The sequence below is a fragment of the Terriglobus sp. 2YAB30_2 genome, from assembly GCF_052114765.1.
Taxonomy (GTDB): Bacteria; Acidobacteriota; Terriglobia; order Terriglobales; family Acidobacteriaceae; genus Terriglobus.
The window spans coordinates 83,271-105,899 of sequence record NZ_JBFRFJ010000012.1; the positions used below are offsets into that span (position 1 = coordinate 83,271).

At 59.4% G+C, this 22,629-nt stretch carries 24 protein-coding genes; 5 read left to right on the top strand and 19 right to left on the bottom strand.

Annotated features, from left to right (window positions below; translation table 11 throughout):
- Nucleotides 1-11 precede the first annotated feature (11 nt).
- The gene (locus tag AB4Y89_RS17555) at nucleotides 12-1,352 is read right to left on the bottom strand and encodes a DNA polymerase Y family protein (protein ID WP_442302237.1); all 1,341 of its coding nucleotides are present in this window, start codon (nucleotides 1,350-1,352) and stop codon (nucleotides 12-14) included.
- Nucleotides 1,353-1,671: 319 nt separating this feature from the next.
- On the opposite strand from AB4Y89_RS17555, the gene AB4Y89_RS17560 reads away from it, so the two are divergent.
- Nucleotides 1,672-2,058: a cupin domain-containing protein gene (locus tag AB4Y89_RS17560; protein ID WP_442302238.1), complete on the top strand. Its 387-nt coding sequence runs from the start codon at nucleotides 1,672-1,674 to the stop codon at nucleotides 2,056-2,058.
- Between the two features lie 175 nt (nucleotides 2,059-2,233).
- Here AB4Y89_RS17560 and AB4Y89_RS17565 read toward each other — a convergent pair whose 3' ends face one another.
- The 7 genes from AB4Y89_RS17565 to AB4Y89_RS17595 all read right to left on the bottom strand — a co-directional run bounded on the left by AB4Y89_RS17565 (nucleotide 2,234) and on the right by AB4Y89_RS17595 (nucleotide 5,506).
- Nucleotides 2,234-2,785, bottom strand: a complete 552-nt coding sequence (locus tag AB4Y89_RS17565; protein ID WP_442302239.1) for a DUF6580 family putative transport protein — start codon at nucleotides 2,783-2,785, stop codon at nucleotides 2,234-2,236.
- 103 nt (nucleotides 2,786-2,888) lie between these two features.
- Nucleotides 2,889-3,767: a hypothetical protein gene (locus tag AB4Y89_RS17570; protein ID WP_442302240.1), complete on the bottom strand. Its 879-nt coding sequence runs from the start codon at nucleotides 3,765-3,767 to the stop codon at nucleotides 2,889-2,891.
- A 100-nt stretch (nucleotides 3,768-3,867) separates the two neighbouring features.
- On the bottom strand, nucleotides 3,868-4,026 hold the full coding sequence (locus tag AB4Y89_RS17575) for a hypothetical protein (RefSeq protein ID WP_442302241.1): 159 nt from the start codon (nucleotides 4,024-4,026) through the stop codon (nucleotides 3,868-3,870).
- Nucleotides 4,027-4,087: 61 nt separating this feature from the next.
- Entirely contained in the window at nucleotides 4,088-4,246 is a 159-nt protein-coding gene (locus tag AB4Y89_RS17580) for a hypothetical protein (RefSeq protein WP_442302242.1), read from the bottom strand.
- A gap of 58 nt (nucleotides 4,247-4,304) precedes the next feature.
- Nucleotides 4,305-4,463, bottom strand: a complete 159-nt coding sequence (locus tag AB4Y89_RS17585; RefSeq protein ID WP_442302243.1) for a hypothetical protein — start codon at nucleotides 4,461-4,463, stop codon at nucleotides 4,305-4,307.
- Nucleotides 4,464-4,521: 58 nt separating this feature from the next.
- Nucleotides 4,522-4,680 carry a hypothetical protein gene (locus AB4Y89_RS17590; RefSeq protein WP_442302244.1) on the bottom strand — a complete coding sequence of 53 codons (159 nt, stop codon included), beginning with the start codon at nucleotides 4,678-4,680 and terminating at the stop codon, nucleotides 4,522-4,524.
- Between the two features lie 295 nt (nucleotides 4,681-4,975).
- Complete coding sequence (locus AB4Y89_RS17595) at nucleotides 4,976-5,506, bottom strand: hypothetical protein (protein ID WP_442302245.1); 531 nt, start codon at nucleotides 5,504-5,506, stop codon at nucleotides 4,976-4,978.
- A 21-nt stretch (nucleotides 5,507-5,527) separates the two neighbouring features.
- On the opposite strand from AB4Y89_RS17595, the gene AB4Y89_RS17600 reads away from it, so the two are divergent.
- On the top strand, nucleotides 5,528-6,379 hold the full coding sequence (locus tag AB4Y89_RS17600; protein WP_442302246.1) for a class I SAM-dependent methyltransferase: 852 nt from the start codon (nucleotides 5,528-5,530) through the stop codon (nucleotides 6,377-6,379).
- A 6-nt stretch (nucleotides 6,380-6,385) separates the two neighbouring features.
- On the opposite strand, the gene AB4Y89_RS17605 is transcribed toward AB4Y89_RS17600, so the two are convergent.
- On the bottom strand, nucleotides 6,386-7,108 hold the full coding sequence (locus AB4Y89_RS17605; RefSeq protein WP_442302247.1) for a DNA alkylation repair protein: 723 nt from the start codon (nucleotides 7,106-7,108) through the stop codon (nucleotides 6,386-6,388).
- A 549-nt stretch (nucleotides 7,109-7,657) separates the two neighbouring features.
- On the opposite strand from AB4Y89_RS17605, the gene AB4Y89_RS17610 reads away from it, so the two are divergent.
- Both AB4Y89_RS17610 and AB4Y89_RS17615 read left to right on the top strand, forming a co-directional pair.
- Nucleotides 7,658-9,019 carry a bifunctional folylpolyglutamate synthase/dihydrofolate synthase gene (locus tag AB4Y89_RS17610; protein ID WP_442302248.1) on the top strand — a complete coding sequence of 454 codons (1,362 nt, stop codon included), beginning with the start codon at nucleotides 7,658-7,660 and terminating at the stop codon, nucleotides 9,017-9,019.
- A gap of 9 nt (nucleotides 9,020-9,028) precedes the next feature.
- On the top strand, nucleotides 9,029-9,808 hold the full coding sequence (locus AB4Y89_RS17615) for a lysophospholipid acyltransferase family protein (RefSeq protein WP_442302249.1): 780 nt from the start codon (nucleotides 9,029-9,031) through the stop codon (nucleotides 9,806-9,808).
- Nucleotides 9,809-10,176: 368 nt separating this feature from the next.
- Here AB4Y89_RS17615 and alaC read toward each other — a convergent pair whose 3' ends face one another.
- From alaC to AB4Y89_RS17665, 10 genes are all read right to left on the bottom strand, one after another.
- Nucleotides 10,177-11,367: an alanine transaminase gene (gene alaC, locus AB4Y89_RS17620; RefSeq protein ID WP_442302250.1), complete on the bottom strand. Its 1,191-nt coding sequence runs from the start codon at nucleotides 11,365-11,367 to the stop codon at nucleotides 10,177-10,179.
- A 174-nt stretch (nucleotides 11,368-11,541) separates the two neighbouring features.
- A complete protein-coding gene (locus tag AB4Y89_RS17625; protein WP_442302251.1) occupies nucleotides 11,542-12,957 on the bottom strand; it encodes an arylsulfatase in 1,416 nt (471 codons plus the stop codon).
- 85 nt (nucleotides 12,958-13,042) lie between these two features.
- Nucleotides 13,043-14,140: a redox-regulated ATPase YchF gene (gene ychF / locus AB4Y89_RS17630; protein ID WP_442302252.1), complete on the bottom strand. Its 1,098-nt coding sequence runs from the start codon at nucleotides 14,138-14,140 to the stop codon at nucleotides 13,043-13,045.
- A gap of 103 nt (nucleotides 14,141-14,243) precedes the next feature.
- Nucleotides 14,244-14,789: an SRPBCC family protein gene (locus AB4Y89_RS17635; RefSeq protein WP_442302253.1), complete on the bottom strand. Its 546-nt coding sequence runs from the start codon at nucleotides 14,787-14,789 to the stop codon at nucleotides 14,244-14,246.
- Entirely contained in the window at nucleotides 14,789-15,145 is a 357-nt protein-coding gene (locus AB4Y89_RS17640) for an ArsR/SmtB family transcription factor (RefSeq protein ID WP_442302254.1), read from the bottom strand. The genes AB4Y89_RS17635 and AB4Y89_RS17640 overlap by 1 nt, the downstream gene beginning before the upstream one ends.
- Nucleotides 15,146-15,449: 304 nt before the next feature.
- Nucleotides 15,450-16,361, bottom strand: coding sequence for a hypothetical protein (locus AB4Y89_RS17645; protein ID WP_442302255.1), 912 nt, complete (start codon nucleotides 16,359-16,361; stop codon nucleotides 15,450-15,452).
- Nucleotides 16,362-16,613: 252 nt separating this feature from the next.
- Nucleotides 16,614-17,930, bottom strand: a complete 1,317-nt coding sequence (locus tag AB4Y89_RS17650) for a dihydroorotase (protein WP_442302256.1) — start codon at nucleotides 17,928-17,930, stop codon at nucleotides 16,614-16,616.
- Nucleotides 17,927-18,976 carry an aspartate carbamoyltransferase catalytic subunit gene (locus AB4Y89_RS17655; RefSeq protein ID WP_442302257.1) on the bottom strand — a complete coding sequence of 350 codons (1,050 nt, stop codon included), beginning with the start codon at nucleotides 18,974-18,976 and terminating at the stop codon, nucleotides 17,927-17,929. Before AB4Y89_RS17655 ends, AB4Y89_RS17650 begins: the two co-directional genes overlap by 4 nt.
- Before the next feature lie 26 nt (nucleotides 18,977-19,002).
- On the bottom strand, nucleotides 19,003-19,572 hold the full coding sequence (pyrR, locus tag AB4Y89_RS17660) for a bifunctional pyr operon transcriptional regulator/uracil phosphoribosyltransferase PyrR (RefSeq protein ID WP_442302258.1): 570 nt from the start codon (nucleotides 19,570-19,572) through the stop codon (nucleotides 19,003-19,005).
- Nucleotides 19,573-19,864: 292 nt separating this feature from the next.
- A complete protein-coding gene (locus AB4Y89_RS17665) occupies nucleotides 19,865-20,545 on the bottom strand; it encodes a hypothetical protein (RefSeq protein ID WP_442302259.1) in 681 nt (226 codons plus the stop codon).
- Nucleotides 20,546-20,935: 390 nt separating this feature from the next.
- Between AB4Y89_RS17665 and AB4Y89_RS17670 the strand changes: the two genes are divergently transcribed.
- Nucleotides 20,936-22,549, top strand: coding sequence for a S10 family peptidase (locus AB4Y89_RS17670; RefSeq protein ID WP_442302260.1), 1,614 nt, complete (start codon nucleotides 20,936-20,938; stop codon nucleotides 22,547-22,549).
- The last annotated feature ends 80 nt before the right edge of the window (nucleotides 22,550-22,629 follow it).

Consider the following 22,629-nt stretch of genomic DNA (forward strand, 5'->3'; position numbering starts at 1 on the left):
GAGACGATGATCTACATCCACTCGCTTCCGTATTGCACCGGAATCTGGGTGAAGGCGATGCGTGTCGGTGCGGAGTCGCGGGCCGACATCATGCCGGCCAGATGCACGGTGGTGTGGCCGTGTTTCAGGTTGATCTGATCGATAGCTGTGGAGAGCTGGGAGCGCCGGTCCTGATCGGCAAATAGGCCGGGATTGTGGTGGGACTCCGGCAGCAGGCGGCCCAGCGTGACACCGACGAAGAATGGCTTTTCGAAGTCGGGTCCCTGCGGCCGCTTCTGCCAGAGCTTCTGCAGGACTTCCAGTAGCGTGAGCGTATCCTGCGCATCCGGGAAGCGGGCCTCCATTCCCCAGCCGGTATGTTTCAGACCGGAGAAATGTTGTTTTGACCGCAGGCGCTCTGCCTGTTCACGGTTCAATGCAAAACGGACGTGGAGCGCCATGGAGCCGGCATAGAACTTCTCCATGCGCAGACGCATGGCGGCTTTATGCAGCAGCTTGTGGGCGACCGCCCAGGATCCGGGGATGGTGCGATGTTCCGGCGCAAGAACGTGAGAGTGGCCGAGAGACTTCTGGATTTCGCTCGGCACGGGCGCCCCGTCGTCGCCAGTGACGTGGCCGCGAAGCCAGTGATAAAGGCGGTCTCCCCATACAGAGTCCCAGAGCTTATGCATTCCGTGCCGATCCAGCGCCAGGAGTTGCGGCATGGTGTGGATACCCTGCGCATTTAACCGAGCCTCGGTGCGCGCACCCACACCGGGAAGGTCACGCAGGTCCAGGTGCGCGATGGCGCGCGGCAGCTGCGAGGGGAGCAGGCCGATCAGGCCATCGGGCTTCTGCATGTCGCTGGCGATCTTTGCCAGGTAGCGGTTCGGCGCCATGCCGATGGAGCAGCGCAGCACCTCGCCGACATCCTGATAGATCGCCTGCTTGATGTCGTATGCGATGCGACGCGCATTCTCCGGCAACTGTTCGCGGCCCATCAACTGACAGACCATCTCATCGATAGAAGGTGTATGCGAGACGGGACATACGCGTTCCACCGCTTCCGCAATGGCGTGGGAGAACTTCGCGTACTCGGTGTGACTACCTTCGACGAGGATGATGCCGGGGCACTTCAGCTTGGCCTCGCCGACAATGGTGCCGGTCTTGATGCCGAAGGCCTTGGCCTCATAACTGGCGGCGATGCAGGCGGTGGTATCGGAGTTGGTGGGAACAACGGCGAGCGGGCGGTTGCGGTACTCCGGATGAAGCTGCTGCTCGACCGAGGCGAAGAAGGAGTTGAGATCGATGTGCAGAAAGACGAACCGGTCCTCCGGTATGCGGAACTCGCCGGATTGGGGCGTGGCCGACATGGCAGAAACTGATTATATTCTCCTTTTCTTCGCTGGAATTGTGGATGGATAGACGGCACACTCAAGGGTCTGTCATCTAATTCCTGCCGTCAGCGCCGGGAGCAGATTTTTTTGAGATCGAGGAGCGAGGAGAGAAACTGTAGCTGATCTACTGGAACGACGAGCGACGAAGAGATCGGGAAAATCTGCCCGGCCCTTCGGGTTGCGGCGCAAATTCGCCCATACTTCGTTGTCGGCCTCGGCAGTGGGAACGCCACAGTCTTCGGCCTCCGTCTCGTATGAACAAATTTGCGCTCGCAACGCTGACGACAGGAATTGGATGACAGACCCTAAGTCCATGAACGATTTTGGAAGCGACCCGACGACGGTCATCAGCCGCCAGAGCGCCGAGCATTATCTCTGGGGCAAGCAGTGTGACGGCTGGCATCTGGTGAAACAGGATGGCCTGAGTGTCATTGAAGAACGTATGCCGCCGGGCACCAGCGAGGTGCGGCATCATCATGTGCGCTCACGCCAGTTTGCTTATGTGCTGGAGGGCGAGCTGACGATGGAGGTCGAGCACCACGACTTCACGGTTCGTGCCGGCGAGGGGGTTGAGATCCATCCAGGACAGAGCCATCAGGCGATGAATCGCAGTGGGGGAGATCTGCGCTTCCTGATGATCAGCCAGCCGCCGAGTCACGGCGACCGTATCGACGAGGTGTAGTTTTCGGGCCGCTTTGCCCTCAGGGGCTGAAGTCCGTGAATCGTGGCGCCTCTGACAGGACGGCGGCTGAAGCCGTCCCCGTAAGAAGACATTCGCACCTACGATGCGAAATGGCTGCGCCGATGCAAATACAAAAGCCTCGCCGACGCGAGGGCTTTTGTAGTGTGTGTCGATCTTAGTGGGCCAGGTGGCTGTCGCTGGCGGTTTCGTGGGCGGCGGTCATCTGGCGGACCAGAGCCGGCAGGCCGAAGAGCGCACCGGCGATCAGGCCGGTCGCGATGAGGTCATTGCGGTAGAAGGGAATCGCTGCAACGTAGCAAGTGGCGAGTCCGCTCAGGCTCTTGGCATACATGTTCGACCATGCCCAGACAAAGAAGTTTGAGATCACGAAGAAGCTGGTGGCCGAGGCCAGTACAGCTCCGGTGACGCGCAGGAAGCTCTGCTTTTTTGCTAGCGTCGCGTTCGCCATCAGGCAGACACCCGCGTACCAGGCCCAGGTGGGCAGGTAGTGCGAAGCGTGGAACGCGTAACCGTAGGCATAGACGGTCAGGTAGTAATCGGTCGCCATCAGGGCAAGCGTTGCAACGATGGCGTGCCACCGGTTGCGCTTTGCGCCGAAGTAGAGCAAGCCGCCGCCGACGGCAGTAAAGCCAATACCCGCGGAGTGAGTCAGGTGCGGCAGAAGGCGGCTGAAGACCGCGACGAAGAGTACCAGATACGCTGTCATAGTGAGATGTCCCTAACAGTGTAATTCTGTTCCTATCGCAGAGAGCGGTCAAGCAAAAGGGCCGTCCGGAGACGACCCTTTTACAATTTTCAACCGGAATGGGTTAGTTGAGCGCAGCGACCGGAACTGTCTTCTCAGCGGCGCGGCGCATGATCTCCAGCTCCGCGGGAGCAAAGAGGTCGGGTGAGCTGCTGCCTACGACGACATAGCCGGGGTCATGCCCCAGAGCCAGCGAAACCTGATTCCATTTGAGGAACGGAGAGGTCGTCGGCAGCACGATCATGCGGCGCTGCGGCTCGGGGATGAAGAAGTACGCGGCCCAGATGGCGAATGCCGCACTGATGGCTAATCCACGGATCACGCTGATGGTCGTGTACATGCTGGTCTGGTTGGTGAGCCAGGCGGCGTTTACCAGCTCGACAGTAGACAGGATGCCCAGGCCAAGGCTGACACCGAAGATACGGCTGCGGTGAGACAGGCCCATCGGACGGATGGCGAAGCAGACGAAGAGCAGCAGGCACAGAGTCAGGATGCTCTGGGTGCGCTGCAACTGGTTGGCTGCATTGATGATGAACTTGGTGCTGGTCATGTGCGGGCCAAAGGCCATGCCGATAGCGACTGCTATGGAGATTGCCGCTGCCCAGCGGAAGACCAGAAGGCCGAGCGACTGCAGGCCCTTCAACGGCTCCATCGCGAGCTTGAAGATGCTATAGATCACCAGGATGGACAGAATCGCCTCGAGTGCGTAGGCAGTCCAGTAGGTGTAGAAGTAGATCGGATACGCGATGTGTTTATCCACGCCCTTCGCCAAAAGGGCGAAGATCAGCAGCGCAACGCTATCTGCAATCACTTTGGTGGAAAGCAGGAGAAACAGGCTGAAGAACGCCCGCACCTGCTTCGCGCGGAACAGAGCGCCGAGTGTAATTAGGCAGAGAATCGGATCAACGTATTCCAGAAGCTCAATAACCGATTTTGCGTTCATGAACAGGCTCCTGCAGCTACCGGGACTTTAACTGTACCCCAGCTACTGGAGCTGATCAATGAATTTCGCCTGCAACTTTTGGACTACATCCCACTTTGGATTACATCCCACAAGCGTTCGGGTCGTCGGGCGGGCAAGCGGGGATCGGCACAATGCTGGTGGCGCGGGCAGGCTTCACGTCGGTGGTGCGGGTGTGGGCGGAAGCGACGGCTCCGGTCAGGGCAAGGGCAACAGCGAAAGTACGGATAGCGGTCTTCATGGTGTTTCTCCTGGGAAATCTCAGAAATTCAGGTGTAGCTTTTGGTGCATCAACGCTGGCATTACATTCCGCAAGCGTTCGGGTCGTCGGGCGGGCAAGCGGGGATCGGCACAATGCTGGTGGCACGGACAGGCTTCACATCGGTGGTGCGGGTATGGGCGGAAGCAACGGCTCCGGTGAGGGCAAGGGCGACGGCGAGGGTACGGATGGCGGTCTTCATGGGGTCTCGGTTCTCCTGGGAGATTTCAAATTTCGGTTTCGCTGTATCAAAAGCGTGTTTACATTCCGCAAGCGTTCGGGTCGTCGGGCGGGCAAACCGGGATCGGCACGATGCTGGTGGCGCGGGAAGGCTTCACGTCGGCGGTGCGGGTGTGGGCGGAGGCAACGGCTCCGGTAAGAGCGAGAGCAACGGCGAGAGTACGGATAGCGATTTTCATGTTCTTAAGGCTCCGGGAATCAAATAACTTGTTGATAAAAAACAACGAATTGGATTTCTTACATGCCGCAGGCGTTCGGATCGTCGGGAGGGCAAACGGGGATTGGAACAATGCTGGTCGCGCGAGAAGGCTTCACATCGGAGGTACGGGTATGGGCGGAAGCAACGGCTCCGGTCAAAGCAAGGGCGACAGCGAGGGTGCGGATGGCAATTTTCATGGTGTTGAGAACCTCAATTTCGAGCTAAAAATTTTTCTGGACTTGCCAGATGTCGAGAGAGTATCGTGTGATTATCCCTAAGTCCAATAGAATCAATTACATGTGAAAGTATGAATGGATTTTGATTACCGAGGTAACTTTCGCGGGTGCTGGCTCTCGTTCTTGCAAGTCATAGGAAACAGGCAGGTTCCCGGGAAAAACGCGCGATTCTGTTTTGCGACTTCGTTTCGGGATACAGGGTTTAAAAGGGAAAAGCCGGCAGAGATGCCGGCTTTGATGGCTTTTGAGGCTCGCTCTAATCTACGACTTGCCATCCTGCCCCCGTCTGGGCCAGGGGAGTAGTTGCGGTCGCCTCACCGCTCAGATCCTTGGCCAGCTGTGGGAAGGCCGCTTTCAGGTCGTCCGACTTTGCCCATCCCGGAACATCTTTCATCTGATAGCGATATGTGACACCTGTCTGCCGAAAGCCGTCCTTCACGGCCGGGGGAGTATTGCTGAGCACCGCGTTGGCCTCGCGGTAGCCATAGCAGTACCGCGGAGCTCCGGTTTTGCCGTAGTCGGTCGGCTCGTAATAGGCAAGCTTCTCCTCTTTCGTGCGTTTAAGCAGCAGGACCTTCACCAGGGCATCAAGCTGTTGCTGCTCCTTGGGATTGCTGGTCGTGTAGGGGAAGCGCCAACCGGCGGGGAACAGGCAGTCCCGGCGATGTTCCGGCCAGTATTTGTTCAGCCCGGTCATGAAGTTTTCCGGCGTCTCGGCGGATTTACTGTTGCAGCCGGCAATAAGGGAGACAGCGAGCAGAAGAGCAATACGTGCAGGGACTTTCATATCTCGTAAGATGCAAATGGAATGATTGAGGGAACTCCATCGAGAACCGCCCTTCGCGTCGCCATGCGGCGCGCGGCGCACCAGGTTTTTGATCGCCCGCTGGTTCTGGAGGATCCCGTAGCTTTGCGGATTCTTCCTCAGGAGCAGCAGGACGAGGTCAAGCGCACGCCAGACGGCCTGCGTAAACCCTTTTCGGCTGCCATCCGCGCGTTCATGGTGGTCCGTAGTCGCCATGCGGAAGACCTGCTTGGGGCCGCTGTCGCCCGCGGGCTGTCGCAGTATGTGCTGCTGGGCGCGGGCCTCGATACCTTTGCCTATCGCAACCCCTTCTCGGGCCTGCGCGTCTTCGAGGTGGACTTTCCTGCCACCCAGGTCTGGAAGCGCAGCCTGCTGACGGAGGCCGGTGTCCCGGTCCCTGAAAATGCTTGCTACGCTCCCGTGGATTTTGAGGAACATTCGCTGGCGGAGGGACTCGCCGAGGCCGGGTTCGATTTTACGCAGCCTGTTTTCTTTGCCTGGCTGGGAGTGGTGCCTTACCTCACCGAGAGAGGATTTTCCGAGACTCTGCGTTTCATCGCGGAGCGGCCTGCGGGATCGGGCGTGGTCTTCGACTACTCGCAGCCGCGCGAGGTGCTGCCGCCGGTGGAGCAGATGATGCTGGACTCGATGTCGGCGCGCGTGGCCCAGGCGGGCGAGCCCTTCCAGCTCTTCTTCCGCAAAGAGGAGTTGAGCGGCCGACTCACCGAGGCCGGATTCAGGGAGATTGAGGATCTTGGAGGACCGGATCTCTCTGCGCGCTATCTTGCCGGACGAGAGGACGGCCTGGCGCTGCGGGGTAGCGGCGGCCGGATCATCTCGGCCTGGAGAGGGTAGCGGTGTCTACGTTCGGAACTCTCCGCGCAGTAGTTGTTTCCTGCGTTCCTCAGGGAAGCGTTCAATAGCGTAGCGCAGCGCCGTACGTGGCAGACGTGCGTAGTGTTTCTCCAGGAAGTCCAGCAGTTCCGCGGGAGATTGTTTGCCTGCCTCCCGCAACATCCAGCCGATGGCCTTGTGAATGAGGTCATGGCGGTCATGCAGCAGCCTGCGGGCGATGCGGAACGTAGGCGCAAGCTCTCCTTTGCGGATGGAGGCGTAGGTGGAGACGATGGCGATCCGGCGTTCCCATAGCGAGTCAGAGTCCGCGAGACGGTCGAGCAGACCGTACTGTCCCGGAGCAACGTGTTCTCCCACCATGGTCCTTGCCGAAGTATCGACCAGATCCCAGTTGTTCACCCAGGCGGTGTGCTCCAGGTAGAACTGGTGCAGCTCTTCGCGCTGTTCGCTGTCTCCGTCGGCACGTTCGTAGCGGCCGCAGAGCAGGAGCAGGGCAATCAAGCGGTGTTCGTGGAACTTTGAGCGGAGCAGCTTTTCGATCTCAGGCAGAGGGAGATCGCGGAAGTGTTTTGCGATGGCACGTTGTTGCGGAACGGTGAGGCCGAGCAGGAGATCGCCTTCGGCATACTCGCCTTTACCGGTGCGGAAGAATCGCTGGAGAAATGTGGCGCGTGCCGGATCGGCGAGCCGGGCTACTTCTGTCTTGACCGCTGCGGCGGTGATCTTCATGGGTGAAGCCGATTAAACACGAAGCAGCGGTGTATGAATACTGAGACTGTATGGGGGGAGAAGCAGATTTCTCCCCTCCCTCTGGTCGCTCTGCCCGGCCAGCAAAGCCGGCCGGGGACCCTCTGCGAAATGACAAATAAAAGGCTCAAGAAGCTACGTGTTTAAACACCAAAGACCGCATCCAGGTTCGGACTGCGGTCTTCTTCGCCGCACACACGGTGCGCGATCTTTAGTCTTAGAGGTTCTCTTCGGCTTTGGCGGCTCCGGAGCGGGCGGCGGTGATACAAGGTGCGAGAACCATGGCAACAAAAATAATAGCGATGACGATGTCGTGCATACTGTGTGCCTCTTTTCTGCGGAGCGTCTTCCCGCTCCTGCCAGAGTCAGAATCTCTCGAAGGTGCTCCGGTGAACATTCCACTTCGGCAAGCGGCCGCGAACGGTGGTGGGATTCCCTATTCCACCTTGGTGGTAGGTGGTCATAAGACGTGTCATCGAACGCTGACATCAGGGGTTTGATGGCACGCCTAAAATAGGGGGGGAGCCCGTCATGTCCTACCAGCTTGCCGTCGAACAGCTTTACGCCCGTGGCCACGAGCTTGCGCCGCCACAGCCGGGTGCGCCCCGCCGCAAGTTCGACCTCGCCTATATGCGCCGGTTGATGGCCGAGTTGGGCGATCTGCAGACCACCTTCCCGTCCGTGCTGATTGCAGGCACGAATGGCAAGGGATCGACGGCGGCGGCGCTGGCCAGTGTTCTGACCGCCTCGGGTTATCGCGCCGGACTCTACACCTCGCCGCACCTGGAGCGTATCAATGAGCGCATCCGCATTGGCAATGAGTTGATTGGTGACGAGACCTTCGCACAGCTCTACTTCCGTGTGGATGACACGTCGAACCGTCTGGTCGCTGCTGGAGAGTTGCCGCATCCTCCCAGCTTCTTTGAGGTGATGACCGCGATCGCCTTCCTCTACTTCGCGGAGCAGAAGGTTGAGATTGCCGTGCTGGAGGTTGGCCTGGGCGGGCGTCTGGATGCGACGAATATCGTCGAACCCGTCGTCTCGGTGATTACCGATCTCGGGCTCGATCACATGGACTACCTCGGACCAACACTGACGCACATCGCGAAGGAGAAGGCCGGGATTCTGCGCAAGAACGGCGTGATGGTCACGCTGCCGCAGCATCCTGAGGCGAACTACGCTCTGGGTGAAGTCGCGGTGCCCCTGGAGGTGCGTGGCGTCAATGCCGCTGCTTATATTCCTGACCGCGGCCTGGCGCAGACAAGTCCTTTCCGCAATGTGTATCCCCTGCGTGTGCTTGGGGAAGATGTCATCATCGATGCTCCCTTGGGGGGAGCACACCAACAGCGCAATCTCGCACTTGCGATTGCCACCGCAGTCGAGCTTCGCGAGCATCATGACTTTGCGAAGATCACTGCCGGCAGCATTGCCGCTGGGATTCACCAGACAGAATGGCCGGGACGTCTAGAGGTGCTGACCCGCGGCGGTGTGGAGTTCCTGCTGGATGTGGCTCATAACCCTGACGGCGCATGGACACTGCGCTCCGCGTTGGGCCAGCTTCCGGAGTCGCGGCCGCGCACGCTGCTCTTCTCCTGTCTGCGGGACAAAGCAGTAGACGGCATTGCGCAGATACTATTCCCGCTCTTCGATGCAAGTGCCGATCGCGTGCAGGATCACATTGTGCTGATGCCGATGATGAATCCGCGCGCCGCGTTGATCGATGACCTGAAGCAGGCTGCCGCTCGTCTGGATATCCCTGCTGAGACGGCGCCCGACGTTGCCGCTGCCGTGGAGCAGGCTCGCGCCGTTACGCCAGCCGGCGGACTCGTGGTTGTGACCGGTTCGGTTTATTTGATTGGCGAGGTGCGTCATATTCTGAGGAAAGAGATGTAACTGACTACGATGGCGAAACCGACCACCGCACAGAAGCTTCTGACATACGTTTTGCTGGCGCCGTTGATCGTGGCGTCCACCGCGTTCTTTGGCATCATCTCGTTGATTACGTCGTTGTGGGATAAGGGCGGGCGGCAGCAGCATGCCATTGCGCAGGTGTGGGCGAAGTCACTGCTGATGCTCGCGTTCTCGCCGATGACCATCATCGGCCGCGAGAAACTGGGCCGTGTGGGAGTGTACGCGTCAAACCACATCAGCTACATGGATACACCGGCGCTCTTTGGCAATCTGCCATTCCAGTTCCGCATCCTGGCGAATCACTATCTCTTCAAGATTCCGTTTATTGGATGGCATCTCACGCGTTCTGGCCAGGTACCCATCGACCAGTCAAACCTGCGTTCGCAGATCGCGGGTTTGAATAAGGGCACAGGGACGCTGAAGTCGGGCATGCCGCTCCTGCTGTTTCCCGAGGCAGGCCGTAGTAAGGACGGCCATATTCGCTCGATGCTGTCGGGCGCGGCGTTTATGGCGATCAAGGCGCAGGTGCCGCTGATTCCGCTGGCCCTGGTGGGAACACATGAGCTGATGCCGATGCATGTGTATGCTCTGGCTCCGCGCCCGTTGAAGCTGGTGGTGGGGGATCCGATCGACACCACCGGACTTACGACGAGAGATGCTGAGGCTGTCACAAAGAAGCTGCACGATGCGATTGCGGAGATGTACTACGCGCATAGCGATGTACAGCGGCCGGCGAAGGAAGAGCCTGCGGTGTCGGCGGAGCTGGCTTAAAAGCCAGGACGTGGCCTTCGGCCACGATAGTTGAATTGTTGAATTGTTGAATGGTTGAATAGGTGGGTGCCCATTCATATGGAGCTACCTTCGAATCCTTGTTTTGTCATTTCGCAGCGGAGCGGAGAAATCTGCTTCTCTACGCATGTCGTTTGACGTTTGGAAAAACGGTCGCGCATAGCGGGATACCCACCCTAAACCCCACGCTTCGCGATAACACCGCGAAGAATGGGGCAGCGGGTGCGGTGCTTGGGTTGTCGCGTTGGCTCCGTCTAAAAGCAGGTCCTTCGCTAATCACCCCAGCGAACAAGTTCGCCGGGGACCCCGAACGCTCAGGATGACAACTTGTAAAAGATTAGCCAGATTCTTTAGTCGCCGATGGGCTTCGAGAACATGTGCTTGATGCCACGAAGCGCCTGGCGAGTCCGTTCTTCGTTCTCGATCAGTGAGAAGCGAACGTACTCATCGCCGTACTCGCCGAAGCCGATGCCGGGGCTTACCGCGACCTTGGCCTGTTCGAGTATCAGCTTTGAGAACTCGAGCGACTTCAGATGGCGATACTGCTCGGGAATGCGAGCCCAGGCGAACATCGTTGCCTTCGGCAGATCCACCGGCCAGCCCAGCTTGTTCAGGCCGTGGACCAGGACGTCGCGGCGTGAGCGGTAGTTGTCGCAGATGGCTTTGACGCAGTCCTGCGGGCCTTCCAGGGCGAGAATGCTGGCGACCTGGATCGGCGTGAAGGTGCCGTAGTCAAAGTAGCTCTTGATGCGGGCCAGAGCGCCGACGAGCTTCTGATTACCGACCATAAAGCCAACGCGCCAGCCGGGCATGTTGTAGCTCTTCGAAAGCGTGAAGAACTCGACGGCGATGTCTTTGGCTCCGGGCACCTGCATGACGCTGGGAGGCGTGTAACCGTCGAAGGCGATGTCGGCGTAGGCGAGATCGTGCACCAGCCACACACCGTACTCCCTGCAGATGGAGACCAGCTTCTCGAAGAAGGGAAGATCGACGCACTGTGCGGTCGGATTGGCAGGGAAGTTGACGATCAGCACCTTGGGGCGCGGCGTCATACGCGGAATCACGTCCTGAATGCGCGACAGGAACTCGTCGGTCGAGTCAGTGATGGGAATGCTAAGTACATCGGCTCCTGCGATCACAGGGCCGTAGATGTGAATCGGGTAGCTGGGGTTGGGCACCAGCACGGTGTCACCCTTGTCGAGCACGGCCAGGCAGAAGTGGGCGATGCCCTCCTTCGAGCCGATGGTCATGATGGCCTCGGTCGCGGGATCGAATTCGACGTTGTAGCGCTGCGCATACCAGTTGCAGATGGCTTTGCGCAGACGGGGAATCCCCTTCGAGAGCGAATAGCGATGCGTGCGCGTCTTGTGCGCCGCCTCGATCATCTTGTCGACAATATGCTGCGGCGTCGCGCCGTCAGGATTACCCATGCCGAAGTCGATGATGTCTTCGCCGCGCTTACGCGCCGCCGCCTTCAGCTCGCCGGTTATGTTGAAGACATAGGGCGGAAGGCGTTTGATTCTAGGAAATTCGTCGCTCACAATGTCTCTATTTTCCCACGTGAGTTGGATGGGCTTGGTTCGGAACCTTCCGGAACGCTGGAAAACGGTAGTGGGATGTTGATGATTCCGGTTCCTGACGAAAGCAAAAACGGTTCGCGCGGAGCGCGAATACCCACGTCCCAGAATCGAGACATGGGGCACCCGGTGCTTGGGCTATTCGGGCGCTTTGGCTCCGTTGGCTGGAGGATTGTCCGGGTACTCGGGTGACTCGCGGTGGGCCTTCTTCATCTCCTCGTCCATACGGGCGACGATGTCGGGATGCTGGGCGGCGATGTTCTTGCTTTCCCAGGGATCGACGCTCAGATCGTAAAGTTCCAATTTTGCGCCCTTCTTCAGACGCACTGCCTTCCATTTGCCCAGGCGTCCGGCCTGGCGGTAGACGGGCTCGTAGAACTCCCAGTAGAGGAAACGGTCTTCGCCGGTGCGTCCGCTCAGCAGATAGGGCCGGATGCTGATGCCGTCGGTGGGCTCTGATGGAGCTCCGGCGAGGTCGAGTGCCGTGGGCAGGAAGTCGGGGAAGTAGACAGGCATCTGGCTGATGGAGCCGGCCTTGATCTGGCCAGTCCAGCGAACAATTAGCGGATCGCGAATGCCTCCCTCGTACATGTCGCGCTTGTAGCCGGTCAGGTTGCCGTTGGAGTCGAAGAAGTCGATGACGCGCGTCTGCGCCGGTGTGGGTTCGGAGCGCGGACCGTTGTCGGAGGCGAAGAAGATGACCGTGTTTTCATCCAGGTGCAGACGTTTCAGTGTGTCGAGGATCTGCCCGATGCCCTTATCCATCCACCAGATCATCGAGGCGTAGGTCTTCTCATCGTCAGACCAGCCCTTCTCCTCGGCGTAAGGCCCGAAGTCCGGAGCGGTGTAGGGACTATGCGGGCTGTCGAAGGCGGTGTAGAGGAAGAAGGGCTCGTCCTTGTGCCGCGTGATGAAGTCGATGGAGTCTTCAGTGATCATCACCGTGTCGTAGCGGCCCTGGCGGCCGCTCGCGTTTTCGGGGATCTCGATCTCTTCCTCATTGCGCATGCGCTTCGCCGGCCAGTAGCCCTGCGTCTCTTCGCGCTGCGTCAGCCAGCCTTTGAACTCTTCGAAGCCATGACGATTCGGCGTGGCCTCGGGATCGTAGCCATCGAGATGCCATTTGCCCATCAGACCAGTACGATAGCCCGCCGGGCGCAGGTAGTCGGCCACGGTGCGGTCTTCGGGAAGCAGGCTGGCGCGACGAATCTCTTCTTTGCCCTTATGGCCAACCTTGCCCGCCGCGAGAGCGAAGTTGTCGCGGACACGCGCGTGGCCGCCGTGCAGGCCGGTCATCAGCGTGCAACGCGATGGACCGCAGACCGGAGCCCCGGCGTAGCCCTGCGTGAAGCGCATGCCCTGCGCCGCGAGACGGTCGATGTTCGGGGTTTTGATCTTGGCGGAGCCGTAGACGGCGGGGTCGCCCCATCCCATGTCATCGGCCAGGATGAAGAGGATGTTTGGCCGGCGGGAGGTGGTGGCGGCAGTCAGCACCGGGGCGGCCGCGGTTGCGGCTGCTCCCAGCGCCGATGCAAGCAGGGTACGGCGCGTCATCGACATCGGAACGGTTCCTCTTGTCCACGGAGATGATGTGGATATAGAAACTATTCTTGCATTGAAACGCGACCGCGTCTTGAAGCTAGACGTTGAACTTGAAGAAGAGAATGTCGCCGTCCTTGACGACGTACTCCTTGCCTTCCGAGCGGTAGAGGCCCTTCTCCTTGACGGCCTGTTCGCTGCCAAGAGCGAAGAGATCGTCGCAGTGGTAAGCCTCGGCGCGGATGAAGCCCTTCTCGAAGTCCGAATGGATCACGCCTGCCGCGCCCGGAGCCTTGGTACCGCGCTTGATGGTCCAGGCGCGGACTTCGGTGACACCGGCGGTGAAGTACGTGATCAGATGCAGCAGCTTGTAGGCAGCGTGGATCAGGCGGTTGAGGCCGGGCTCTTCCAGCCCCATAGCGGAGAGGAACTCCTTGCGCTCTTCCAGATCGAGGAGCGCGATTTCGCTCTCCATCGCGCCGCAGATACGCACGACCTCGCTGCCGTCTTCGGCGGCGCGCTTCTCCACCTGTGCTGTCCACTCATTGCCTTCGGTCAGTCCGGCCTCGTCGACGTTGGCGACGTAGAGCATGGGCTTCTGGGTGATGAGGAAGAGCTCGCGGCTGGCGATCAGTTCGTCTTCCGTGAGGTCGGCAACGCGCGCGGGCTTGCCCTCGCCAAGCACGGCCTGCAGCTTCTTCAGCGCGGAGAGCTCGCTCTTCACCTTGGCGTCTTGCGAGTTCTTGGCAACCTTTTCGGTCTTCACCAGCCGCTTCTCGACGGATTCGAGGTCGGCGAGCAGAAGCTCGGTGTTGATGACATCGATATCGCTGAGCGGATTAACGCCGCCGGCAACGTGGACGACATTGTCATCAGTAAAGCAGCGGACGACGTGCGCAACAGCATCGGTGGAGCGGATGTGGCCGAGGAACTGGTTGCCGAGGCCTTCGCCTTTGCTGGCGCCCGCGACCAGACCGGCGATATCGACGAACTCCATCGTCGTGGGCACGGTCTTGGCCGGCTTCACGAAGTTGGTGATCTTGTCGAGACGGGGATCGGGAACGACCACAACGCCTACGTTGGGTTCGATGGTGCAGAACGGATAGTTGGCGGCCATCGCCTTGGCCGAGGTCAGCGCGTTGAAGATCGTGCTCTTGCCGACGTTCGGCAGGCCGACGATGCCACAGTTCAAAGCCATTGCTGGGGTGGGTCCTCTACTCTCAAAAAAGCTGTCTCTTTGATTGTAGAGGGCGCAACGAAAAATGGGCCTCGCTGAGGCGCTCCCCAATGAGGCCCGTTCGCTATTCTGCTGTTTCGTAAAGTGCTTCGGTATTGCGGTAGATGTCCCAGAAGGGCTCCAACGGCTTCTCCTCCAGCACACCTTCCAGTACCTCCAGATGCGTGTGCCAGCCCTTGGTGAATCCTTCCGCCTGACTCGCGTCGGAGACGCGGCGGTGTGTCAGGACAAAGCGGACCTTCTTGCCCTCGGGCGTGAGCTCGAAGATGACCTCGGATGGCTCTTCGCCTCCTCCCCAGCTCATACCGAAACGGCGCGGAGGCTCCCACACGGTGACTTTGTGTGTGCTGGTGAGACCGTTTTCATATTGTTTGAAACGTTCAGGAATCACGCCCGGATCAGGCGTCAGTTCCGCGTGTTTGAAGCGCATCTGGAACTCTTCGCCGACCGAGGTTCCCGCGTCTCCCTTCGCCAGCCACTTGCCGCGCTTCTCGCCGTCTGCCAGGTACTCCCACACACGTTCGATGGGGCCGGGGAACAGACGTTCGAAGCGGAAGGTGTCTGCATTGACGCGCACTGCGCGCTTGTCGATGATGGTTGCCTGCTTCACTATTTCTCTCCTTTCGATCTCGCATCCGCTGCTGCGTCCTGTTCCAGCAGCATCTCCAGACGATCCAGGCTGTCGCTCCAGAAACGTTCATAGAAGCGTAACCACTCGTCCGCCTTTTTCAGTTGCCGTGCCTCAAGACGGCACAGGTGCACACGGCCCATAATGCGCCTCCGCACCAGACCTGCGTTCTCCAGCACCTTCACATGCTTGGCTCCGGCAGCGAACGACATCTCGAAGCCGGCAGCCAGTTCACCGACCGAGTGCTCCCCACCCGTCAGCCGGCGCAGCATCTTACGTCGTGTGCCGTCGGAGAGTGCATGAAAGACCCGGTCGAGTTTCGCTTCTCGTTCAACCATGTGGTTGAGTATTGCTTGGAGTGAGGAGATTGTCAACTGGGAGGTTGAATGATGATTGAATAACGGAAGAATTGAATGATTGAATGACGCTACGCGCAGGCCTTCTTCAATTCTTCAATCATTTGGTTATTCAAAAAAAAGAGCGGACGCCGGGGGACGTCCGCTAAGGGAGGCTAGCTGTTTGTCTGTGCTGGAGTATTTTCCCTGTGGGTGTAGCGTAGGGCTTCCGCGTCTATTGGCGTTTTCCGCAATGAAAACGCCGCTGCACTCCTCTCTCGGGATACCCAGCAACAGGGAAAATACTCTACTGCTGTGAGGCCGCGGTGTTGTTTGCCGGGGGGACGACGCTGAGGTCGTCAGCCAGGCGGAAACGGACAAGCGACTCGGCAGGTAAGTCGATGTCCTTGTTGCCGGTCAGGCCAGCGACAGCTGTGCCTGCGCCGGCGCCCGAGAGGCCGCCGACCAGGAGGCCAACACCACCGGTGGCCAGGCCGCCGATCAGCATACCTGCGCCGGTACCACCGCCGATCCAGGCGGCGCTACGCTTGCCTTTGCCCTTCTTGGTGCGGGTAAAGGTGCCGGTTTCCAGCGGATACTCAGTGCCGTTCAGGGTCATGGTGGTGAGGCGAAGCTGCAGGATGGATGCGCCCTTGAAGTGACCGCGCTTGTGCGACTCCTCGACAACGCCGCCTACCGGTGTGCCGCGCGGCACGATCACGCGATCATTCACTGCGATAGGTTCGGCGATCTCGCCGGTGAAGCGAGAGCCTGCGGGCGTAGTCTTCACACTGATGTGCTGATTAATGCGGATCGCCATATTGGTTCCGGCGGGAATCCGAACATCGGCCGGCTTCACGATAGGCTTATTCGGCTCAGGTGCGACGGGACTCATGGGAGCGGCGCCGGACGCCGAGCCGGGAGCCGCCATCGGAGCTGCTGCCGTGCTGGTAGTGCCGGGAGTGCTGCCAGCGGGCGCCGGAGCGGTGGTCTGCGTAATGGTCTGCTGATGGGTTTGCGGATCGGGCGGTTGCACCGTCGTTGTGACGATATTGCCCTTACCATCATTGGTCACTACCTGCTGCGGTTGGCCGGTAGCTGTAGCCTGTTGTTTCGCTTGTTCCAGCGCTTTTTCATCCGCAGACTTGCAACCCGCAAGCGCACCGCACAACAACAGGGCCGCAGCGGTAGATGAAATTGTCTTCCAGGGGAGAAACATCGATCGTCCTCGTTTCTGATCGCGCCAGTGGGAGGGGAGGCGCGAGGTCGGTTCGAGTAATTCGATGCGTGAACGGCAGTTACAAGTTGTAAGTCGTGGGAAGTCGTTGAATAGTGGAATGGTTGAATAGTTTAGTCGCCAAACGGTCGGGCCGGTTCTGAACTTTTGTTAACGGGTTGATGCTCTCAAAGCAAAAAGCCCGGCATTCACCGGGCTTTTACCATTCAACTATTCAGCCATTCCACTATTCAACTACGCTTTGTAAACGATCCGTCCCTCCGAGATTGTCATCTTCACCACGCCCGGCAAGGTGTGTCCATCGAAGGGCGTGTTGCGTGACTTCGAGGGAGAGTTGCGGGCGTTGAAGGTCCAGGTCGACTTCGGATCGAAGAGCACGACATCGGCGAAGGCTTCAGGCGCCAGGGTTCCACGTCCGCGGAGGCCCATGATGTGGGCAGGCGCGGTGCTCAACAGGTGGATCAGCCGCAGTAACGGCATACGGTGCTGATGATGCAGCATCTTGATCGAAAGTGAGAGTGATGTCTCCAGACCGGTGATGCCGTTCGGAGCCTTCTCGAACTCCTGCTCTTTCTCATGCACGGCGTGCGGAGCGTGATCGGTTGCAATGCAGTCGGCTGTGCCGTCCAGCAGTGCTGTCACCATCGCTGCTCGATCGGCTTCGCTACGCAACGGAGGATTCATCTTCGCGTGCGTGTTGTAGCCCTCGACTGCCTCATCGGTCAGCATGAAGTGATGCGGCGCTACCTCGCAGGTCACATGCAGGCCCGCGCGTTTGGCGTGACGGATGGCCTCCATCGCTTTCGCCGTGGACACATGCTGAACGTGCAGATGTGGACGTGGACCTTTGCCCGAGGTTGTCAGCTCGCGGACCAGGCGAATGTCGCGCTCCACAATGCCGGACTCTGCTTCCACCGACATGCCGCGCAGGCCAAGGCGGAAGGCGCGTGCGCCGGCGTTCATGCTGGCGCCCACGGTGATCTTGGTGTTCTCCGCATGCTGAATCATTGGCACGCCGGCGCGTGCGGCAGCGATGAGTGCCTGGTGCATGACGGCGTCCTGCAGGACCGGTTTGCCATCGTCGGAGACGCCGACGGCGCCGGCAGCTTTCAGCGAGCCGTACTCCGTAATAGCCTCGCCCATGCTGCCGCGGGTTGCGGCTGCCACGGGGAAGACGCGAATAACAGCGTTGCGTTCTGGCGAGAGCATCCAGCGGGTGATCTCTGGCGAATCGTTTACCGGAGAGGTATTAGGCATGCAGCATAGGGCGGTGAATCCACCCATCGCTCCGGCTTTGGTGCCGGACTCGATGGTCTCCTTGTGACTCTGTCCCGGTTCACGCAGGTGGACGTGGATGTCGACCAATCCCGGCGCGACGATCAGGCCGCTGGCGTCGATGACTTCAGCGCCTTCTTTCTTGGCCGTGGCATTGAGCTTGCCCGGATCGCCGAGTTCAACAATCTTATTGTCGTGAATGAGCAGATCGCGCGGACGATCGGTGCGCGATGGCGGATCAATCAGATGGCCGCCTTTGATCAGAATCGATTTCATGCGGCGCCTCCGTTCAACGCGCGTACGAGAAGCGCCATGCGGATGGCGAGACCGTTGCGGACCTGTTCCTCAATGGCGGAGCTTGGACCGTCGGCGATATCGGCCGTGATCTCCAGCCCACGGATCATCGGTCCGGGATGCATGACCACAGCGTTGGGTGCGTGTTTGAAGTAGCGATCTTCGTTGAGCTGGTACTGCTTCTGGTAGTCGGCTAGGTCAATCTGCATGCCCGCCAGCCGTTCCTTCTGGATACGAAGCATCATGGCGACCTGCGACTGCTGCAGCGCTTTATCGAAATCGCGCTCCAGGGTGATCCCGGAGGACAGATCAACGGCTTCCGGAGGAAGCAACTGCTGCGGTCCGCAGAGAATGACCTTTGCTCCCAGACGCGGCAGCAGCAGCGCATTCGAACGGGCTACGCGCGAGTGCAGGATGTCGCCGGTGATGCAGACGGTAATGCCGTCGAGCGTCGTCTCGGTGACGGCCTGCTTCTTCCCCAGGCGGCTGAGGATGGTGCGAAGATCCAGCAGCGCCTGCGAAGGATGCTCGTGCATGCCATCGCCCGCATTCAGCACCGGCAGGCCGGTATGTTTCGCCAGCAGATAAGGTGAGCCGGAGGCGTTGTGGCGCAGGATGATGCACTCCGCTCCCAGGGCGCGCAGCGTCAGCCCGGTGTCTTTCAGGCTCTCGCCCTTCTCAATGGAGGAGGACTTGTCGCTGACCAGAGTGGTCATTGCGCCGAGGGACTTTGCTGCAAGCTCAAAGCTGGTGCGGGTGCGCGTGCTGCTCTCGTAGAACAGCAGCGCGAGCTTGCGGTTTTCCAGCAGGGTCGCGTGCTTGCTCAGCGGTTCGGCGGCCAGGCGTTCGGCGAGCGCAAGAATATTGCTGACCTCTTCGAGCGAAAGCTGCGTGATGGAGAGCAGGCTGCCAGGGTGAATGCCGTCGGCTGGTGGTGTCGTAGCCTTCGGCTGCGGCGCCTGAGCTGCAGCCTTTTTAGGCACAGACTTCGGCGCAGATTTAGCGGCGGACTTAGTGGCAGGTGACATCAGGAGGTAACACGGGAAAACCTGGGTTAGTCGACTCGCTCCACGAGCAGAACCTGCTCCTGCTGGTCGACTTCGTTGAACTTCACTTCAATAATTTCGCGGTCAGTCGTTTGGACCTTACGGCCGATGAACTGCGCTTCGATGGGCAGTTCGCGCCAGCCGCGATCAATCAGCACCAGAAGTTGTACCGAGCGGGGACGTCCGTGGTCAAACAGGGCATCGAGCGCGGCGCGGATGGTACGGCCGGTGTAGAGCACGTCGTCCATCAGAATGATATCGCGGTCGTTGACGTCGAAACCGATCGCGCCGGGAGTCACCGTCGGCCGCGTTCCCGAGGTCGACAGGTCATCGCGGTAGAAGCTGATGTCGAGAACGCCGGTGTCGACCGTGGTCTTTTCAATCGCTCCGATCAGTTTCGCCAGACGCGCGGCCAAAGGAACGCCACGGCGTTTGATGCCGACCAGACCCAGGTTGGCCGCGCCATTGTTCTTTTCGACAATCTCGTGTGCCAGACGCACCAGGGTGCGCTCAATCTCTGAAGCAGACATCAGTCTGCCCTTTTCGCGGAGGGTGGGTTTCGGCTTTGACTCGCTCATTCTGCCCTCGAATGATACGTGGCCCACAGTCCGCAGGCAACCGGAGAGGTTACGGCCGGAAGTCGAAAGCTTTCCACAATGGCACCGGGGTCGTCGTCGGCCTTAACGGTGCCACTATATGGATTTTGCATGTATTCCGCATATCGGCCAGCGGACGAGGCGGTAAGCATATCGAGATATCCGTTCAACCTACGTCCAGAGGATGGCTCCCACCCGGTTCGAGCTTCGCCCGAATGTCCCACTCACGCTTTTGCGTGAATGGGGCACCCGGTGTATGGGCTATCTCGAGTCGCTAGTTGGCCTGTTTTTCCTTGTCCTTGTCGTTGTCGTCGAAGCTGATTTTGCCTGGCAGATCGAGCGCCACAAGACCGAAGCGGGTGACATCGCCTTTCTTCTCAATACCGACGATGTGTTGATGCTGCTTCGAACCGGCCCGCAGGTCCAGGTCGCCCTTGACGGAATCCGTTCCCTTGCCGTTTACGTTGACGTGGCCATCCTTCTCATCGCAGGTCAGGCCCTGGCCGGTGCGGGTGGGCGTTCCGATCGGCTTGCTGTCCTTGCAGGCGATGACGTCGCCATAGGCTGCAAGCGCCTTGCGGTAGTACGCCTCAACCTTGTCGGCTGAGTCGGAGGTGGTGTAGGTCACCGCCTTCACATGGATGCGGAAGTCCCCGAAACCCATATTGAAGTCGGCTGCATCGGGTTCTTCTTTGCCGTCCTTCTGTTTCAGTTCGAGGGAGGCGCCGGGATAGACGGGCAGGCCGAGACCGCTGATCACCTTCTCCGGGTCGGTCTTGACCTGCAGTCCTCCAAAAGGGGTGGCGACACGAACATCCTTGTTGCCGGACTCGCCACTGGAGGAGACGCGGCAGCCGGTGGCGAGCAGCGCAGTCGCAGATACGAGAGTGAGCAGGCAGACGGAGGTTTTCATAGTGATGGAAGGATACGGCGACTTCCGGAGATTCGTTCCCATTTAGAGCATTTTCCCTGTTGCTGGGTATCCCGGAAGGGACGTGCAGCGGCGTTTTCATTGCGGAAAACGCCCATAGGTGTGGGAGCTCCGCATTACACCCACAGGGAAAATGCTCCAGAGAAATTTTGCTTGACTTATCTGCATAGACAACACAATATGTTGTACGGTTCCATTGTTTGGGGCAATTAGGCTAGCTAACGATGCAGATTCCGGGCCCTTAGGGAGAGTCCGGCGGAGGCAAGTATGGTTAGCAATCCAAGTGTCACAACAATCCAGGCACCGACAAATCCTTGAGCGAGGCCTCACGTATGTGGGGCCTATTTTTTTGCCTGTAACCTGTTGCAAGAACGAAATCCCCCGTCCTGTATGAGCCGAGGTTTAAACATCACGATGAAGAAGCTTGTTTTTCTGGCATTTGCAACGGCTTCCTGTTTTGCGCAACAGAAGGAAGAGCCGCCGAAGGTTCCTGCCCCCGCCCCCGCCGCTGCTATGCCCGCCGCTCCGAAGCCTGATTCCGAGACCGAAGGTTCGGTCACCGCCAATGGTCAGCGGGTCGACTACAGAGCGGTTGCCGGAACACTGACTGTGGCTGCCGATGATGCGCATGACGCGCAGATCTCGCTCGATGGAAGTTGGCTGCCTGAAGCTCACATCAATCTCGAAAAGCCGGAGGAGGCTCCGGCGACTGCCCGCATCTTCTACACGGCTTATTTCAAGAAAGGAGCGAAGGCCGAGGAGCGGCCGGTGACCTTCCTCTACAACGGCGGTCCGGGCAGCTCGACGATGTGGTTGCATATGGGCTCGTTCGGACCGAAGCGTGTCATCACCAACGACACGCATCACGACCCGGCAGCGCCGTACAAGATCACGGAGAATACCTATTCGCTGCTCGACGTCTCCGATGTGGTTTTCATCGACATGCCCGGTGCGGGTTTCAGTCGTCTCTTCGGCAAGGATAAGGAGAAGGCCTTCTGGGGCATCGATCAGGACGCCCATGCCTTCGATCGTTTTGTCCGGCGTTTTCTGACCAAGTATTCGCGTTGGAATTCGCCGAAGTATCTCTTCGGCGAGAGCTACGGCACGACCCGTTCGGCGGTGCTTTCGAACATGCTGCAGAACAGCGGCGTCGATCTGAACGGTGTGATCCTGCTGAGCCAGATTCTGAACTTTGCCGACTCGGCCGACGGATCGCGTTCCGGACCCGGCAGCGATATGGCCTATGTGCTGTCGCTGCCCAGCATGGCGGCGACAGCGTTCTATCACCACAAGCTGCCCAGCCAGGGCGCGGCGCTGGAGCCCTTCCTGCGTGAGGTGGAGCACTTCGCAACGACAGACTATCTGCTGGCGCTGGCGAAGGGAGCCGACCTGGATGACACGGACAAGCGCGCTGTCGCCGAAAAATTGCACGGCTACACGGGGCTGCCGGTCGACTATCTGCTGCGTGCCGATCTTCGCGTCAACGGCGGTGGATTTTCCAAGATGCTGCAGCTTGGCGATGGTCTGACGACCGGCCGTCTGGACTCGCGCTATGCGGCTCCTGATATCGATCCGCTGGCTTCGGAGGCGGAGTACGATCCACAGGGGCAGGCCATCACTTCGGCCTACACCACCGCCATCAACAGCTACACTCGCGAGACGTTAAAGTATGGCGACCAGATGACCTACAAGCCAGGTGCTTACGGTGACCCAGGCTTTGACTGGGATATGCGCAAGGGGTTTGCCAACTTCGGTCGAAGCACCAATGTGATGACAGACTTGGCTAACTGCATGAAGGGTAATCCCAGGATGAAGGTCATGCTGCTGGGCGGCTATTTCGATCTCGGAACCCTCTACTTCGGGGCCGAGTACGAGATGAAGCACCTGCAGATTCCGGCATCGCTCGAAAAGAACATCAGCTACCACTTCTACGAGTCCGGGCACATGGTCTATCTGAACGAGTCGATTATGAAGCGCTTCCACGACGACACCGCCGAGTTCATCCGGTCGACACAGAACGGGAAATAACGATTCCATACGCCGCAAGACCTGGTCAGAGCATTTTCGCTGTAGGTGTAGAGTAGGGCTTCCGCATCTAGAGCATTTCT

Bases quoted from the DNA above. Each gene is read 5' to 3' on its own strand.
- AB4Y89_RS17615 (WP_442302249.1), top strand. From the start codon at position 9,029: ATGGCGAAACCGACCACCGCACAGAAGCTTCTGACATACGTTTTGCTG.
- AB4Y89_RS17665 (WP_442302259.1), bottom strand. From the start codon at position 20,545: ATGGGAACGAATCTCCGGAAGTCGCCGTATCCTTCCATCACTATGAAA.
- AB4Y89_RS17580 (WP_442302242.1), bottom strand. From the start codon at position 4,246: ATGAAGACCGCCATCCGTACCCTCGCCGTCGCCCTTGCCCTCACCGGA.
- AB4Y89_RS17595 (WP_442302245.1), bottom strand. From the start codon at position 5,506: ATGAAAGTCCCTGCACGTATTGCTCTTCTGCTCGCTGTCTCCCTTATT.
- AB4Y89_RS17645 (WP_442302255.1), bottom strand. From the start codon at position 16,361: ATGTTTCTCCCCTGGAAGACAATTTCATCTACCGCTGCGGCCCTGTTG.
- AB4Y89_RS17640 (WP_442302254.1), bottom strand. From the start codon at position 15,145: ATGGTTGAACGAGAAGCGAAACTCGACCGGGTCTTTCATGCACTCTCC.
- AB4Y89_RS17605 (WP_442302247.1), bottom strand. From the start codon at position 7,108: ATGAAGATCACCGCCGCAGCGGTCAAGACAGAAGTAGCCCGGCTCGCC.
- AB4Y89_RS17560 (WP_442302238.1), top strand. From the start codon at position 1,672: ATGACAGACCCTAAGTCCATGAACGATTTTGGAAGCGACCCGACGACG.
- ychF (WP_442302252.1), bottom strand. From the start codon at position 14,140: ATGGCTTTGAACTGTGGCATCGTCGGCCTGCCGAACGTCGGCAAGAGC.
- AB4Y89_RS17610 (WP_442302248.1), top strand. From the start codon at position 7,658: ATGTCCTACCAGCTTGCCGTCGAACAGCTTTACGCCCGTGGCCACGAG.
- AB4Y89_RS17555 (WP_442302237.1), bottom strand. From the start codon at position 1,352: ATGTCGGCCACGCCCCAATCCGGCGAGTTCCGCATACCGGAGGACCGG.
- AB4Y89_RS17670 (WP_442302260.1), top strand. From the start codon at position 20,936: ATGAAGAAGCTTGTTTTTCTGGCATTTGCAACGGCTTCCTGTTTTGCG.
- AB4Y89_RS17600 (WP_442302246.1), top strand. From the start codon at position 5,528: ATGATTGAGGGAACTCCATCGAGAACCGCCCTTCGCGTCGCCATGCGG.
- AB4Y89_RS17570 (WP_442302240.1), bottom strand. From the start codon at position 3,767: ATGAACGCAAAATCGGTTATTGAGCTTCTGGAATACGTTGATCCGATT.
- AB4Y89_RS17590 (WP_442302244.1), bottom strand. From the start codon at position 4,680: ATGAAAATTGCCATCCGCACCCTCGCTGTCGCCCTTGCTTTGACCGGA.
- AB4Y89_RS17575 (WP_442302241.1), bottom strand. From the start codon at position 4,026: ATGAAGACCGCTATCCGTACTTTCGCTGTTGCCCTTGCCCTGACCGGA.
- AB4Y89_RS17655 (WP_442302257.1), bottom strand. From the start codon at position 18,976: ATGTCACCTGCCACTAAGTCCGCCGCTAAATCTGCGCCGAAGTCTGTG.
- AB4Y89_RS17565 (WP_442302239.1), bottom strand. From the start codon at position 2,785: ATGACAGCGTATCTGGTACTCTTCGTCGCGGTCTTCAGCCGCCTTCTG.
- AB4Y89_RS17585 (WP_442302243.1), bottom strand. From the start codon at position 4,463: ATGAAAATCGCTATCCGTACTCTCGCCGTTGCTCTCGCTCTTACCGGA.
- AB4Y89_RS17625 (WP_442302251.1), bottom strand. From the start codon at position 12,957: ATGACGCGCCGTACCCTGCTTGCATCGGCGCTGGGAGCAGCCGCAACC.
- pyrR (WP_442302258.1), bottom strand. From the start codon at position 19,572: ATGAGCGAGTCAAAGCCGAAACCCACCCTCCGCGAAAAGGGCAGACTG.
- AB4Y89_RS17650 (WP_442302256.1), bottom strand. From the start codon at position 17,930: ATGAAATCGATTCTGATCAAAGGCGGCCATCTGATTGATCCGCCATCG.